Source organism: Bradyrhizobium sp. BRP23, assembly GCF_020194135.1.
GTDB lineage: Bacteria > Pseudomonadota > Alphaproteobacteria > Rhizobiales > Xanthobacteraceae > Bradyrhizobium > Bradyrhizobium yuanmingense.
Genome location: NZ_JADYVW010000001.1, coordinates 663598 through 677383 on the forward strand (window position 1 = coordinate 663598; position 13786 = coordinate 677383).

General features: G+C 64.7%; 15 protein-coding genes. 9 read left to right on the forward strand and 6 right to left on the reverse strand.

The window, feature by feature from the left end; genetic code table 11:
- Positions 1 to 154: 154 nt before the first annotated feature.
- The 6 genes from I6F24_RS03005 to I6F24_RS03030 all read left to right on the forward strand — a co-directional run bounded on the left by I6F24_RS03005 (position 155) and on the right by I6F24_RS03030 (position 4899).
- Positions 155 to 976, forward strand: coding sequence for a FadR/GntR family transcriptional regulator (locus tag I6F24_RS03005; protein WP_036025887.1), 822 nt, complete (start codon positions 155 to 157; stop codon positions 974 to 976).
- Between the two features lie 154 nt (positions 977 to 1130).
- Positions 1131 to 1952 carry an ABC transporter permease gene (locus I6F24_RS03010; RefSeq protein WP_225149946.1) on the forward strand — a complete coding sequence of 274 codons (822 nt, stop codon included), beginning with the start codon at positions 1131 to 1133 and terminating at the stop codon, positions 1950 to 1952.
- Positions 1949 to 2755 carry an ABC transporter permease gene (locus I6F24_RS03015; protein ID WP_036004520.1) on the forward strand — a complete coding sequence of 269 codons (807 nt, stop codon included), beginning with the start codon at positions 1949 to 1951 and terminating at the stop codon, positions 2753 to 2755. The genes I6F24_RS03010 and I6F24_RS03015 overlap by 4 nt, the downstream gene beginning before the upstream one ends.
- Positions 2752 to 3510 carry an ABC transporter ATP-binding protein gene (locus I6F24_RS03020; RefSeq protein WP_225123698.1) on the forward strand — a complete coding sequence of 253 codons (759 nt, stop codon included), beginning with the start codon at positions 2752 to 2754 and terminating at the stop codon, positions 3508 to 3510. The genes I6F24_RS03015 and I6F24_RS03020 overlap by 4 nt, the downstream gene beginning before the upstream one ends.
- Positions 3507 to 3839 carry a hypothetical protein gene (locus I6F24_RS03025; RefSeq protein ID WP_225123699.1) on the forward strand — a complete coding sequence of 111 codons (333 nt, stop codon included), beginning with the start codon at positions 3507 to 3509 and terminating at the stop codon, positions 3837 to 3839. Before I6F24_RS03020 ends, I6F24_RS03025 begins: the two co-directional genes overlap by 4 nt.
- Positions 3840 to 3843: 4 nt before the next feature.
- Positions 3844 to 4899, forward strand: coding sequence for an ABC transporter substrate-binding protein (locus I6F24_RS03030; RefSeq protein ID WP_036004511.1), 1056 nt, complete (start codon positions 3844 to 3846; stop codon positions 4897 to 4899).
- Positions 4900 to 4978: 79 nt separating this feature from the next.
- Here the strand turns inward: I6F24_RS03030 and I6F24_RS03035 are convergent, their stop codons facing one another.
- From I6F24_RS03035 to I6F24_RS03050, 4 genes are all read right to left on the reverse strand, one after another.
- Positions 4979 to 6526 carry a heme peroxidase family protein gene (locus tag I6F24_RS03035; RefSeq protein WP_036025893.1) on the reverse strand — a complete coding sequence of 516 codons (1548 nt, stop codon included), beginning with the start codon at positions 6524 to 6526 and terminating at the stop codon, positions 4979 to 4981.
- Positions 6527 to 6781: 255 nt separating this feature from the next.
- The gene (locus I6F24_RS03040) at positions 6782 to 7054 is read right to left on the reverse strand and encodes a hypothetical protein (RefSeq protein WP_036025895.1); all 273 of its coding nucleotides are present in this window, start codon (positions 7052 to 7054) and stop codon (positions 6782 to 6784) included.
- Between the two features lie 143 nt (positions 7055 to 7197).
- Positions 7198 to 7929: a cytochrome c biogenesis protein CcdA gene (locus I6F24_RS03045; RefSeq protein WP_036004503.1), complete on the reverse strand. Its 732-nt coding sequence runs from the start codon at positions 7927 to 7929 to the stop codon at positions 7198 to 7200.
- Positions 7930 to 8135: 206 nt separating this feature from the next.
- Positions 8136 to 8372: a hypothetical protein gene (locus I6F24_RS03050; RefSeq protein WP_225112735.1), complete on the reverse strand. Its 237-nt coding sequence runs from the start codon at positions 8370 to 8372 to the stop codon at positions 8136 to 8138.
- A 515-nt stretch (positions 8373 to 8887) separates the two neighbouring features.
- Between I6F24_RS03050 and I6F24_RS03055 the strand changes: the two genes are divergently transcribed.
- The 3 genes from I6F24_RS03055 (at position 8888) to I6F24_RS03065 (ending at position 11458) form a co-directional block, all read left to right on the forward strand.
- Positions 8888 to 9937: a LysR family transcriptional regulator gene (locus I6F24_RS03055; RefSeq protein WP_036025896.1), complete on the forward strand. Its 1050-nt coding sequence runs from the start codon at positions 8888 to 8890 to the stop codon at positions 9935 to 9937.
- Positions 9938 to 9966: 29 nt separating this feature from the next.
- On the forward strand, positions 9967 to 10338 hold the full coding sequence (locus tag I6F24_RS03060) for a helix-turn-helix transcriptional regulator (protein ID WP_020608151.1): 372 nt from the start codon (positions 9967 to 9969) through the stop codon (positions 10336 to 10338).
- Between the two features lie 298 nt (positions 10339 to 10636).
- Complete coding sequence (locus I6F24_RS03065; RefSeq protein ID WP_036025898.1) at positions 10637 to 11458, forward strand: enoyl-CoA hydratase; 822 nt, start codon at positions 10637 to 10639, stop codon at positions 11456 to 11458.
- 33 nt (positions 11459 to 11491) lie between these two features.
- Here the strand turns inward: I6F24_RS03065 and I6F24_RS03070 are convergent, their stop codons facing one another.
- Positions 11492 to 12571 (reverse strand): isocitrate/isopropylmalate dehydrogenase family protein, encoded by a 1080-nt coding sequence (locus tag I6F24_RS03070; RefSeq protein WP_036025901.1) that lies wholly within the window; start codon positions 12569 to 12571, stop codon positions 11492 to 11494.
- A 133-nt stretch (positions 12572 to 12704) separates the two neighbouring features.
- Positions 12705 to 13772 carry an alcohol dehydrogenase gene (locus tag I6F24_RS03075; RefSeq protein WP_036025902.1) on the reverse strand — a complete coding sequence of 356 codons (1068 nt, stop codon included), beginning with the start codon at positions 13770 to 13772 and terminating at the stop codon, positions 12705 to 12707.
- Positions 13773 to 13786 lie beyond the last annotated feature (14 nt).

The following is a 13786-nucleotide window of genomic DNA, read 5'->3' on the forward strand; positions in this document are numbered from 1 at the left end:
GCATATCGCAACGCAACACGGGGTGTGCTGCGACAATTGCGCTTGCGCTCATCCATTCATCCGATGTTAAACATCCGATGATTGCAGCTGCCGGGGCGTGGCAGCCAAATACAAACGAACCAGCCGCGACAGGCCGGACGGGAGAAACGTACGAGTGGCAAGAGCGCGCCCGAGCCCCGTCGACAAGCCGATCAAGCCCGGCCGCATTCGCGCCGTGCTGACGACGCTCGGCCGGGAGATCGCGCAGGATCTCATTCCGGTCGGGACAGCCCTGCCGCCGGAACCTGAGCTCGAAGCCCGCTTCGGAGTCGGGCGCGGCGTGGTGCGCGAAGCCATCAAGACGCTCGCCGCTAAAGGTCTGGTCAGCGTGCGGCCGCGCCACGGCACGCACGTGCTGCCGCGCCACGAATGGAGCCTGCTCGACCGCGACGTGCTAAGCTGGCTGGTCGGTCAGGACGAGCCGGATCGGGACCTTCTGCTGGCAATCCAGGAGGTGCGCTCGATCATCGAGCCCGCTGCCGCAGCGCTTGCGGCCGAGCGTGCAACAAAGAACGACCGCTGGCGGATCGACACGGCCCTGGCGGCGATGCAGACTGCAAAGGACCAGGCCAGCGCCCTCGCTGCCGACAAGGCTTTCCATCTCGCCATCCTGGACGCGACCCACAATCCGGTCCTCCAGGGCTTTCGCGGGGCGATCGATACCATTCTGGGCACCGTCTTCACCGTTGCCGTCGGCGGCCCCGGCGGCTGGTTCAAGGACAATCTGCCGAACCACGTCATAGCGGCGCGGGCCATCGAGAGCGGCAACCCGGAGAAGGCGCGCGCCGCGATGGAACGGCTGCTGGGCTACACCCGATCGAAGCTGTCGAACCGAAAGACCATTATCGCCGCGGCGGCTCGCAAGGCGGATGGATCGACCCTGCGCGCCGTCAGGAAGCCGAGCCTCAACCGCAAGAGAAAGCGCCATGCACCGTGACATGAGGGGGCTCGGCCCGGATCCCCGCTCCGCGCGGATCGCGAGGAGGGTCGCAACCGATACAGATATGCGATTGCGCGAGACGCGGCTACGATACCAGCAATGATCAGTGGGAAATGCCGGTACAGGCATAGCTGAGCGTCAGGGAGGTCGAATGCAGCTGACGGGCAGTCTGAAAGGCCGATCGTCGCGGCTGATGCGCAGCGTCAACTCTCTGGCCGGCGCTGCAATGTTCGTCGCGCCGCTGCTTGCGCTGGTCGCGGTCTGGGCCGCCGTGGTCCCGCTGTTCAACGTCAATCCCCGCGTGTTTCCCTCGGTCGGCGCGGTCGGCACCGCCGCGCTTGACTCGATCCGGGACGGCACGTTGTTCGCGCATGTCGGCGCCAGCCTTTTGCGCGTCGGCCTGGGGACACTGATCGGCATCGCCACGGCGGTGCCGCTCGGCATCGCCATGGGCGTCAGCCCGACGGTCGCGGCCTTTCTCACGCCGCTGTTCCGGTTCTTCTCGGTGCTCGCCGGCATTGCCTGGATCCCGATCGCGACGCTGTGGTTCGGTTACGGTTTCGGCGCGATCGTCTTCGTGATCTTCAACGCCGTATTCTTCGTCGTCGCCTACAACACGCTTCTCGGCGTCAGGACCATCCCGCACACGCTGCGCAACGCTGCCGCCTCGCTCGGCGCCGGCCGCTGGGCGCTGCTGACCGAAGTACTGCTGCCGGGCGCGCTGCCCAATATCGTTACCGGCATTCGCACCGGCCTGGGCTTTGCCTGGCGCGGCCTGATCGCCGCGGAGATGATCGCGACCAATGTCGGGCTCGGCTACATGCTGTTCGTCGCGCGCGATTTCTACCGCACCGAGGTGATCGTGTTCGGCATGATCGTGATCGGCGTGCTCTGGCTTCTGATCGACCGTTTGCTGCTGGTCCCGCTGGAACGCGCGACCATCGAGCGCTGGGGCATGGTGAGGCGCGCATGAACGTCCTGCTGCAAATCTGGGCCGGCTATGCCCGCCTGACCCGGCGCTGGCCGGGCATCGCCGCGATCATTCCCTTCATCCCGGTGCTGGCGCTGTGGACCGCGGTCAGCGAGGCCGGGCTGTTTCCACGCGCGTTCTTCCCCGGCCCGGCCGACGTCATCCGCGCATTCTTCACGCTGACCTACAAGGGCATCCTGCCGGACTATCTCCAGGACAGCCTGATCCGGCTCGCGACCGGCGCCGCGGTCGGCATGGCGCTCGGCATACCCTTGGGCATCCTGATCGGCACCAGCCGCTGGGCGCATCGCATCTGCTGGCCGGTGCTGCTGTTCTTCCAGGCCATCGGCGACATCGCCTGGCTGCCGATCCTTCTGATCTGGTTCGGCTTCGGTCTGACGACGATGACCTTCGTCATCGTCTACACCGTGCTGTTCCCCGTCGTGCTCAACACCGTGCTCGGCGTCGAATCGGTACCGCGCGATCTGTCACGCGCCGCCTTGAGCCTCGGGGCTTCGCGGGCGCGCGTGCTCTGGGAGGTGACGCTGCCGGGCGCCCTGCCCAACATCATCACCGGCCTTCGCAACGGACTCGGCTACGGCTGGCGCGCGCTGATCGCGGTCGAGATGATCGTCGGCACGTCGGGCATCGGCTTCATGATGTTTGATGCGCGCCGCGCCGGGTCGACCGTCGAGATCATCCTCGGCATGATCATTCTCGGACTGCTCTGGTACATCGTGGACGCTTGGATTCTCGCCCCGCTCGAGCGTGCGACCGGCCAGCGTTGGGGACTGGTGACATCATGAAGACGCTCTCGCTGCGCAATCTCGGCAAGACCTATTTCGACCCTTATGCAGGCGCGCATGTCACCGCCGTCCACGACGTCTCACTCGACGTCGAGCCCGGCGAGTTCATCTCGGTGGTCGGCCCCTCCGGCTGCGGCAAGACGACGATCCTGAACATGATCGCCGGCTTCATTCCCTATTCGAAGGGGGACATCCTGCTCGACGGCAAGCCGGTGCACGGGCCCGGCCCCGAGCGCGGCGTCGTGTTCCAGTCGTTCGCGCTGTTTCCCTGGAAGACCGTGCTCGACAATGTCGGCTTCGGGCCGAAGATGCGCGGCGTGCCGAAGGCCGAGCGCGACCGCATCGCGCATGAATATCTCGCGCTTGCCGGGCTCTCGCATGCGGCGCACCGCTATCCCAACGAGCTCTCCGGGGGCATGCAGCAGCGCGTCGGCGTGGTGCGCGCACTCGCCAACAACCCCGACGTCCTCTTGATGGACGAGCCGTTCGCCAGCGTCGACGCGCAGACGCGCATGACGCTCCAGGAGGAACTGACCCGCATCTGGCAGGAGCGCAAGCCGACGGTGATCTTCATCACCCATGACGTGGCGGAAGCGGTATTTCTCGCCAACCGCGTCGTCGTGCTGTCGAAGGGACGCGTGCTCGACCAGGTCGCGGTCGACCTTCCGCGCCCCCGCATCTGGGACGATCTCGTCCGGGACGACCAGTTCAAGCAGCTTTCGGCGCGCGTGCTGCAGATGGTGCGCGCAGCATGAGCATCGCCGCCGACGTTCTTCGCTCGCCCAAGAGCCGTGTCGTTCTCGGCGCGGTGGCCGCATGGGCACTGTTTCAGCTCTGGCTGACGATCACAGCGCCCGGAAAGATCTCGCCGCAGCTCACGGGCACGTCGGAAAAGGTGAACGTGCAGATCGAGCTGCCGTTCACGCCGGAGCGTTTCCACGTGCTCGCCTTCCAGCAATACGGACGCGTCTCGGGCACGGACGAGCATTCGATCGAGCTGCGCGGTGTCAAAAGAACGGACCTCAATGCCGTGGCCCGGCCCTATTGGGTGACGGCGGTGGGGCCGATAAAAGAGGGAGGCTGAGACTATGAAACGACTCTTGCTGCTTGGATTGGCGCTTCTCGCCGGCATGGTGCCGGCAAGCGCCCAAACCCTGACGAAACTCAAGGCCGGCATGGTCACTGGCATCGACCAGATTGGCCTGCCCATCGCGCTCGAGCGCGGCTTCTTCGAGAAGTACGGGCTCGACGTCACGATCGCACGCCCCTACGCCACCGGTGTCGACGCGCTGAACGCGTTGCAGGCCGGCGAGAGCGAGATCGTGCAGGTCGGCGTACCCATGATCGGCGCGGTGCTGCGCGGCATGGACCTCGTCGCGCTGGGCAATTACAGCGGCAACGCCACCAAGGCCGGCTCCGATGCCACGATGGCGATCATCGCGCGCGAAGGCTCGGGCATCGTCAAGGGCGACCTGTCGACGTTGAAGGGCAAGAAGATCGCGGCGTCGTTCGGCACGATCAACCATCTCTACATCCTGGCGACGCTGGAGAAGGCCGGACTGAAACCCGACGACGTAACATTGGTCAACACCCCGCCCCCGGACATGACCGTCGCCCTGCTCGCCAAGGGCATCGACGCGTTCTCGGGCTGGGACCCCTGGCCGATCGTCGCGGGCAAGGACGTGCCGGGCGCCGTCGAGATCATTCGGGGCGGCGACGTGATCTCCTATATCGGCTTCAACGTCGCGCTGCGCCCATGGGTGCAGGCCAACGGCGAGACGATCGAGAAATTCCTCGCCGCCGTCTCTGAGGCCGACCAATGGATGCGCAAGAACCCGAAGCTGGCGGCACAAGTCGCGACGCGCTGGATTCCAGGCCTGAAGCAGGAGGTCGCGGAGGCCGCGATGCAGTTCAACATCCAGCAGGCGGACCGCCGGCTGTCGGCGAACAACTACCGCGCGCTGTGGAGCGCCCAGGACCGGCTCACCCGGCTCGGCATCCTCAAATCGACCTTCGACGTCAATGCGCATATTGAGCCGAAGCACATTCTCAAGGTCATGAAAGACCGGCCTCAGCTGTTCGCCGACCTGCCGCCGATCCCGGAGACGGCGGCGATCACGCCGGGCTACGTGTTCAAGCCCTGAGCATTGTTGCAAACGTCCAGACCGGCGCGCCATGCGCGCCGGTCCGGCCCATCGTCTGCAACGCTGGCGGGCGTCTGGTCTAGACGGTCGAGATGCCGTCGATCGGGCTGATATCCCCGACGAAACGCAGCAGGTCGGCCATCGTGAATTCGCCCGGCACTTGCGACGGCAGCGTCGGCTTCCAGGTCTTGCCCTTGAGCCAGAGATACGACTGGTGGTCGCCATGGACGAGGCCGACGAAGACCTCGGCAAGCAGGGTCGCGCCGACCGGGCCGAGCCTTTCGCCGCTGCCCCGCTGCTCCGCCTCCTTGAGGATGTAGTACCAGAGCGGGGTGTTTTGGTGCAGGCCATGCTTCTTCGCCACGGCGCCGTCGCTCCCCTTCGAGATTTCTTCCGGCGTCAGCGGATTCTTGATCTTCATGGCCTTGGCGACGTCCTGCCCGGACGGCAATCCGAGCAACACGCCGCGCTTGAGGTTGCGGAACGGCAGGCTGCCGCCGTCACCAGGCAGGGTATGGAGTTGCGGCACGATGAACGGGTCGATCTTGCGGGAGGGATTGAGCGTCACGCCCGCAGGGTTGCTCGGCAGCACCTGAAAGTAGCGCCGCCAGTCGATGATCCAGTTGCTCGAAAGCACCGGAAGCGGGAGCGGCGGCTGAATCGGATTGGGCGCGAGATCTCCGATGATTCCTCCCGAAAGTCCCGTGAACCTGAACAGCAAATCGAGAGTTGCAGGAATCCCGCCCGGGCCGGGCGTGAAGATCCGGTTGTGGCTATAGACCTGGCGCACCATGCTGTGGCCGAGACGATAGACGGCGCCCGAAAACTCGACGGGCATGTAGGGGATCTTCTTGAAGCGGTAGAAGCGCCGCCCCTGCTCGAGGATCTTGGCGACGAGCCCCTTCTCGGTGATCCGCTCCACGAAATCGTGCAGGACCATCCATTGGTAGTGCCAGGTCACGATCCGGCGCGCTTCCTCGAAGATCTCGCCCGCCGGCTTGCCGGACGCCGCGAGCTGATCGCAGACCTTGTTGTGAAACTTCAGCATCGCAAGGTGGGTTTGCGCGACGACCAGGTTCTCGTCGTTGCGGTGATCGCCGATCAGGGCAAACCCCTCGGGATTGCGCGGCAGGTCGTTGCGATGATCGCCGGTGATGTCATCGACGTTGACGGTCTTGCCGATCAGCAGCTTGGGGCCCGGTGTCTTGCCGCTGTCGCTGGCCGAATTGCGCGCGTAGAGATGACGGCTGCCGTCGGGGCCGAGACCATAGACGCTGTCGAGATCGAGTGCGGGCGTGCGGAAATTCGTGACCGCCGTCGGATCGGCTTCCTTCTCGCCGAAGGAGGTCAGATCGAGCGTGATGTCGTGATCCACGAATTGGCCGAGATAGGTGAAACCCGCCGGGACGTTGAGGTTGTTGCCCGCGGCGTCGCCGGGGGCGGGATCCTTCATCGCGTCGGCGAGCTCGCGCAGCGGACCGTCGTCGACAGCCAGCGGCTCCAGGGTTGGAAACATCCGGCCAAACATGCCCGGATCGTCGTGTCCGGAAAGCGTATCCAGAAATTGTCGCGTCGGTTGACGTCCGGCCTTGCCGTGACCGGGATGAACATTCACGTCGGTTCCCATCGCTTGCTCCTGCTCAAATGCTTTAGGGGAGAGGGGCGCCGAAGATGTCGCTTCCAAAATTCTCGTTTCAGTATACGTTCAGAAGAATTGCCCCTCAGGGTGTAGTACGATGAAATATTACTACAGATTGCATTCTCTGGGCGGCTCCTACCGCGAGGCTTTTTGCCCCACCAGCCACACAGGCTTTTGATCGTCCGAAGCTCGAGCAGGAAAGACTAAGGCGCGATCGACGCGTCGGCTGAATCTCTCAGCGCGTCAGCGCTTGGCAGCGAACCGCGACCAGATCTCAGCGTCCGTGTAGAAGTCCACGCCGCCATCGAGATCTCTCACCAGCCACTCGCCGAGATAGACGATCTGGGTGCCGCTGCGCCGCTCGTGCCGAAGCTCGAATTTTCCGTCGGCATCCTTCTGCAGCGAGCAATTCGACTGAACCCAGCTCGGCCACTCCTGCAACGGCTGCCCCAAAAATTGCCAGGCAACCAACGCCGCGTTGTCCGACAGGGGTTCTAAGCGCAGTGTCTTGGTCACGTGATCTCCACCATGCGAATTGTCCCCCGATGCAACGCCTCGGGACCGGAAAGGTTTGGAATCGTCGTTCCGTGGCAGCATGCCTGACCGTTTTCAACGGTTCCTCTACTTTTTCGTCCGTGAAAACCCGGTCCCCGCGCGCCCTAACCGATCGTCTGCAGCACCGGAAACGTCTCCAGCAGCCAGATGCTCACATTCGAGACCGCGCCGGTGAGAAAGCCGATGCCGGTGAGCACCATCAGGACGCCCATGGCGCGCTCGACGTTGACGAGGTGGCCCTTCATGCGCGCGAACAGTGCGGAGAACTGTTCGATCATCAGCGCGGCGATCAGGAATGGGATGCCGAGGCCCGCGGAATAGACCGCGAGCAGGCCGGCGCCCCTCGTCACCGTGGCTTCCGCCGCGGCGACCGAGAGGATCGCGGCGAGGATCGGGCCGATGCAGGGTGTCCAGCCGAACGCGAATGCGAGGCCCATGATATAGGCGCCCCACAGGCCGACCGGTTTGGGGATCGGCAGGCGTCCTTCCCGCATCAGAAAGCCGATCCGCGTCAGGCCGAGAAAGTGCAGGCCCATGATGATGATGACGATGCCGGCGAGGATCGACAGCTCCGCCGACCAGGCACGGATCAGCCCGCCGATCAGCGAAGCGCTGGCGCCGAGCGCCACGAAGATGGTGGAGAAGCCGAGCACGAACAGGAGCGCCGACATCATGATCGCGCGCTTGGAGGCCGCGACCGGCTCGTCGCTCTCGACATGCTCGATCGTGGCGCCCGTGAGGTAAACCAGATAGGGCGGAACCAGAGGCAGGACGCAAGGCGAGAGGAAGCTGACGAGGCCGGCAATCAGTGCGGCCGGAATCGAAACATTTTGCATGATGCAATCGGAGCCATCTCAGGCCCCGTCAGGGCGCGCAGGGAACGCGCCCGGCCCGGAGCCGAACCGGCTCTGGTGTAGCCCATGCCGGAGAATGCGCAACAGAGGCGCACAAAGCCAGGGCTCCGCCCGATGCCCTCCGTGATCACAGATGCGGCATCGGGACGCGCACAAACCTCGCCGGAAAGCGAGATTGGGCGGCGCGGCTACTTCACCACGCGGAGCAGCGGACGCCGGGGCTGGTCCTGCGTCTGCTTGGAAGGGGGCGGCGGCTCGCTGGCAGCGCTCCGCAGCATTTCGTCGCACAGCGCCTTGAGATCGGCACTGTCGATTCCTTTCAGTTTCATCCTGACGTCGAGGATGACGATGGACAGCATCTCGGCCGACTCGCGGCTGTTGCAGGCATTGAGAACCCTGCGGCACTCCTCGAGCGTTTCCAGCACCGACTGCAACTGTTCGTCTGAATGCGACACCGGCGTTCTTTCCGTTAATTCGGCCTGCGAGACGTATCTGTCACGCCCCCTTCGGCCCCCATGGAAGACGATAGATAGCACGAGGCGACTGCGCCTTCGAACCTGATTTCAGTGTGTTTCTGCTGTGGAACCGGGTTCCCGCTCGCATCGCCATGCGGCGCCTTTGGCGACCGCAGCAATGCTCCGGGAGCGAACGCCTGACGCGGTGCGATTGATCCAGCAACGGCGAAGAGCACCGACTCCTGCGCAAGACCGTTCATTGCAGTCAGCGCCGGCACTCCCGCAGCCATCTCGCGGCTCGCAACGGAACTCACGTCATACCCCTCACTCGAGCCGATTAGCCTCGCCCGAATTCCCAGCCCATGGGAGCATCCAAATACCGCCCTAAGGTAGTAAGGATGACGTTCAAAACTCGTCGTTCCCCAACCCGTCGTGGTTGTGGTTTGCGCCAGATTCTGCCAGTTTAGCGTTCCAAAGGGAATTGTATGCACTCCTTGGCGGAAAGGGGCGTTCCTCTGGAGGAACGCCCAAAGACAAATATCAGCGGCCTCTCCGACTGGGACGCCGCCCGCATATTCTTGGAAGTCGTCCGATGCGGAAGCTTTCGCTCGGCGGCCGAGCGCCTGTCTCTGTCGATCAACGCCGTGCGGCGCCGCATCGACGATTTCGAACGCCAGACCGGCACCACGTTATTCACGCGCGACGTCCACGGCACCCATCTGACCGATGAGGGCGCCCTGGTGGTCTCCGCCGTCGAGCGCATGGAGGCAGCCACCTTCGACGTGCTGCGCGCCAGCGATTCGATGGCCAACGCGCTGTCGGGCGAGGTCCGCGTCGCCGTCACCGAGGGGCTCGGCACATTCTGGCTTGCCCCCCGCCTGGTCGAATTCCAGCAGGCCTATCCGAAGATCCTGGTGGACCTGCATTGCGCGATGCGCTCGGCCGACGTCTCGCGCCACGAGGCCGACGTCGCCATTCATCTGTCCCGTCCCTCGGCGCTGGACATCAAGCTGGTGCGGCTCGGCCGCATGCATCTGATGTTCTGGGCCTCGGAGAAATACATCGCAAAGCATGGCGCGCCGCGCTCGGCGGCGGAATTGATCAAGCATCGTCTGGTGCTGCAATTCGCCGACCAGCTCGCCGCCAAGGAATCCTTCGAAAGCTTCTTCCCGGGCGTGTCCGAACGTGACCTTCTGGTCATGAAGACCAACGTCTCGAGCGCCAACTATTGGGCGGTCGCGAATGGCGCCGGCATCGGCGTCTTCCCGAGCTACGCCATTGCGCTCGGCGGGAAATTAATTCCACTGGAGGTCGAGCTGAACCGACCGCTGGATATCTGGCTGTCCTACCACCCTGGTAGCGGCCGTATCCCGCGCGTGCGGCACATGATTGACTGGCTGATCGAGGCTTTCAATCCGGCCCGCTTCCCGTGGTTTAAGGAAGAGTTCGTGCACCCGCATGAATTCAAGGACTCGTATATGGGCGAACCCCTGACCCAGCTCTTCGGGGGATTTTCAACCGAAGAACAAAGGTGAAAACAGAGATGAAAGCAGCGGCCAAAAGAATGAAGCAGCGCAGCGCGGGCAAGCCGGACATCGAGCTTGGCAAGCGGATCCGTCTGCGGCGCGTCGAGATGAAGATCTCGCAGGCCGAGCTCGGCGAGAAGCTCGGCGTCAGCTTCCAGCAGGTGCAGAAATACGAGAAGGGCGTCAATCGCGTCGGCGCGGCCCGGCTTCAGCAGATCGCCTCCGCCCTCGATGTGCCCGTGACCTTCTTCTACGACGGCGACAACAAGGCCCGCGAAGTCGAGAGCCTGCTCTTTCTCGATTCGGCCTTCAGCCTCCGCCTGCTGCGCGCCTACAGCAAGATCAAGGATCAGACGGTGCAGCGTCAGCTCGTCTCGCTGATGGAATCGATCGCGGCGAACGAGAGCTGAGGCCGGTCGACGGTCCGGCCTTCACGGCCGACGTTCAATCCGCCGCGTCACGGGGGCGCGGCCGGATTGCACGAGATCGGCCGAAAGATGTCTGCGCGCAACCGCGCGCGGCCGGTCTCGGGGCGGCATGGCCGCCCCTTTTTGTTGGCGGTCTTCCCCCGACCTTTCCGCCTCCGTCGAACGCCGCGCGCCATGCAATCGCAGCACAGGCGGATGCAGGCTCTGCTCTCCCGCGCCGGTTGACCGCGGCGGCGCCTGCGCCGCACATTGCGCCTCGCCACCGAGCAGCGAGCGCGCGATGCCAGACGTTATCAGCACGACCGGAACACCTTACGCCGACGGCAAGATTCTGACGCACACGGCCGATGGCGTCGGCGTGATCACCTTCAACAATCCCGACAAGCGCAACGCGATGTCGCTGGAGATGTGGGAGGGATTTGGCGAGGCGTTGACGGCCTTGCGCGACGACGACACGGTGCGCGTCGTGATCCTGCGCGGCGCCGGCGGCAAGGCGTTCGTCTCGGGTGCCGACATCAGCCAGTTCGAGAAGGTGAGGCACAATGCGGCGGCATCCGAGCAATACGCCAAGCGCAGCGCCGCCCAGCGCGCGCTGCTCGCCGATTATCCCAAGCCGACCATCGCCTGCATCGACGGCTATTGCCTCGGCGGCGGCATGCAGGTCGCCATGCTCGCCGACATCCGCCTCGCCTCGCATGAAAGCCAGTTCGGCATTCCCGCCGCCAAGCTCGGCATCGCCTATGGCTATGACGGCCTGCGGCATCTGGTGTCGCTGGTCGGGCCGTCCTGGGCGCGGCTGCTGATGTATACGGGCATGCGCATCGATTCCGCCGAGGCGCTGCGCATCGGCCTCGTCGAGCGCGTGTTTCCGCAAGGCGAGCTCTGGGGCGAGACCATGGCGATGGCCGAGACGATCGCGCAGAACGCCCCGCTCGCGATCAAGGCGGCCAAGATCACAATCGCGCAGGTGCTGAAGGACGAGAGCCGGCGCGACATGGAGGCGATCAAGGTGATCGGCAATGCCTGCATGGACAGCGTGGATTTCCGCGAGGGCCGGCAGGCCTTCATGGAAAAGCGGAAGCCGCAGTTTAGGGGGAAGTAATTTCGTCGTGGAGAGAGGCCAGGAGCACAGCCCCTACAGCGCTCCCAGCACCGCTTTCGTGATGTCAGCCGTGCCATTGCCGCCGCCGAATTCCATCGGCTTGATGCCGCCGGCATAGACCTGGTCCACCGCACGCTCGATCGTCTCGCCGGCTTCCGCAGCGCTCTCGATGCCGTGCTTGTCGGCGAGCCAATCCAGCATCATCGCGGCGGACAGGATCATGCCGGTGGGGTTGGCCTTGCCCTGCCCCATGATGTCAGGCGCCGTGCCGTGGCACGGCTGGAACACCGCGTATTTGTCACCGATGTCGGCGGACGGCGCCATGCCGAGGCCGCCGATCAGGCTCGCGGTGATGTCGGAGACGATGTCGCCGAACATGTTCTCCATCACCATCACGTCGAAATCCCAGGGACGCTTGACCAGCATCGCCGAGCAGGCATCGACATAGAGCCGGTCGGTCTTCACGTCAGGATGCTTCTTCTCGATCTCGTCGAAGATGCCGCGGAAGAACGCGAACGCCTTGAATACGTTCGCCTTATCGACGCAGGTGAGCGCGCCCGGCTTGCCGCGCGCCTTGCGCCGCTCGGCAAGGCGAAACGAGAACTCGAACAAACGCTCGGAGGTTTTGCGCGTGATCACCATGGTCTCGCGCGCGTCCTCGTGGGTGACGATGCCCTTGCCCATCGAGGCGAACAGGCCTTCGGTGGACTCGCGGATCACGACGAGATCGATGCCGCGCTGGTCCGCGCCGACGATCGGGCTCGGCACGCCCGGAATGAGGCGCGCCGGGCGCACGCCGGCATAGAGATCGAAGATGAAGCGCAGCTCGATCTGCGGCGCGATCTCGGTGTTGTCGGGGTAGCGCACCGACGGCAGGCCGCAGGCTCCGAGCAGGATCGCGTCCGCCTCCTCGCAGAGCTTGATGGTGCTATCCGGCATCGACTTGCCGGTCGCGAGATAATGGTTGGCGCCGGCCGGCGCCTCGGTGAAGCGGAAGCCGAGGCCGGACTTCTCGCCGACCTTGCGCAGCACCTCCAGCGCCGGCGCCATGACTTCAGGGCCGATGCCGTCACCGGCGAGCACGGCAATGTGGAAGGCGTTGTTTGCGGACATTTAAGGCCTCAAGGGAGGTGTCAACCAGGTCGTCATTGCGAGCGAAGCGAAGCAATCCAGAACTGCATCCACGGAGACATTCTGGATTGCTTCGTCGCTTCGCTCCTCGCAATGACGAGGGAGAGAGCATTCGTTACGGCGTCAGCACCGTACGCCCGACCACCGCGCCCTGCTGCAATTGCAGCAGCGCGTCGTTGGCCTTGGCGAGCGGTTGCGGCGTCACCGGGATCGGCGGCACCTTCTTCGACCGCACCAGGTCGAGCAGCTCCTGCGTCTCGCGCAAGTTTCCGACATAGCTGCCCTGGATCGTCACCGCCTTGATCGGAATCAGCGGCAACGCCCAGGTCGCGCCGCCGCCGAACAGGCCGACAAGGACGAGCTTACCGCCCTTGGTCAGGCAGTCGAAGCCGAGCTGCGTCGTAGCAGCGTTGCCGACGAGGTCGATCACGGCGCGGATAGGGCCGCCCGCCTTCTTGGCAAGCTGCTCCAGCGCGTCAGGGGCCTTGGGATCGACGGTCGCAAGCGCACCGGCCTTCTCCGCCGCCTCGCGCTTCCTCGCGTCGATATCGACCATGATCGCGCCCTTGCCGCCCATCGCCTTGAGCAGCGACAACGCCATCAGGCCGAGGCCGCCGGCGCCGAACATCACGATCGGCGTGTCGAAATGCTGCTCGACCTTCTTCAGCGCGCTGTAGGTGGTGACGCCCGAGCAGGCATAGGGCGCGGTCGTCGCGGGATCGAGGCCCTTCAGATTGAGCAGGTAGCGCGGATGCGGCACCAGCATGTGATCGGAATAGCCGCCGTCGCAATAGACCCCGAGCGAGCGCGGCGTCAGGCACATGTTCTCGTCACCGGCGAGGCACGTTGCACATTTGCCGCAGCCGATCCAGGGATAGACCAGCCCGACATCGCCGACCTTCAGGTCGCCCTGGTCGGTCGGCTTCACGTCGGGGCCGAAGGCGAGGACTTCGCCGACCGTCTCGTGGCCCATGGTCAGCGGCAGGTTGATGCCGCGGTCCTTCAACGAGAGCGGCTTGCGGCCATGGCCGAGATCGTAGCCGCCTTCCCAGATGTGGAGGTCGCTGTGGCAGACGCCGGCGGCCTTCACCTTGATCAGCACCTGCGTGCCCGAGGGCTGCGGCGTCGCCTCGTCGACCTCCTGCAGCGGCGCCTTGAAATCGGCAACCTTGAAACTCTTCATCGGCGTCCTCCCGC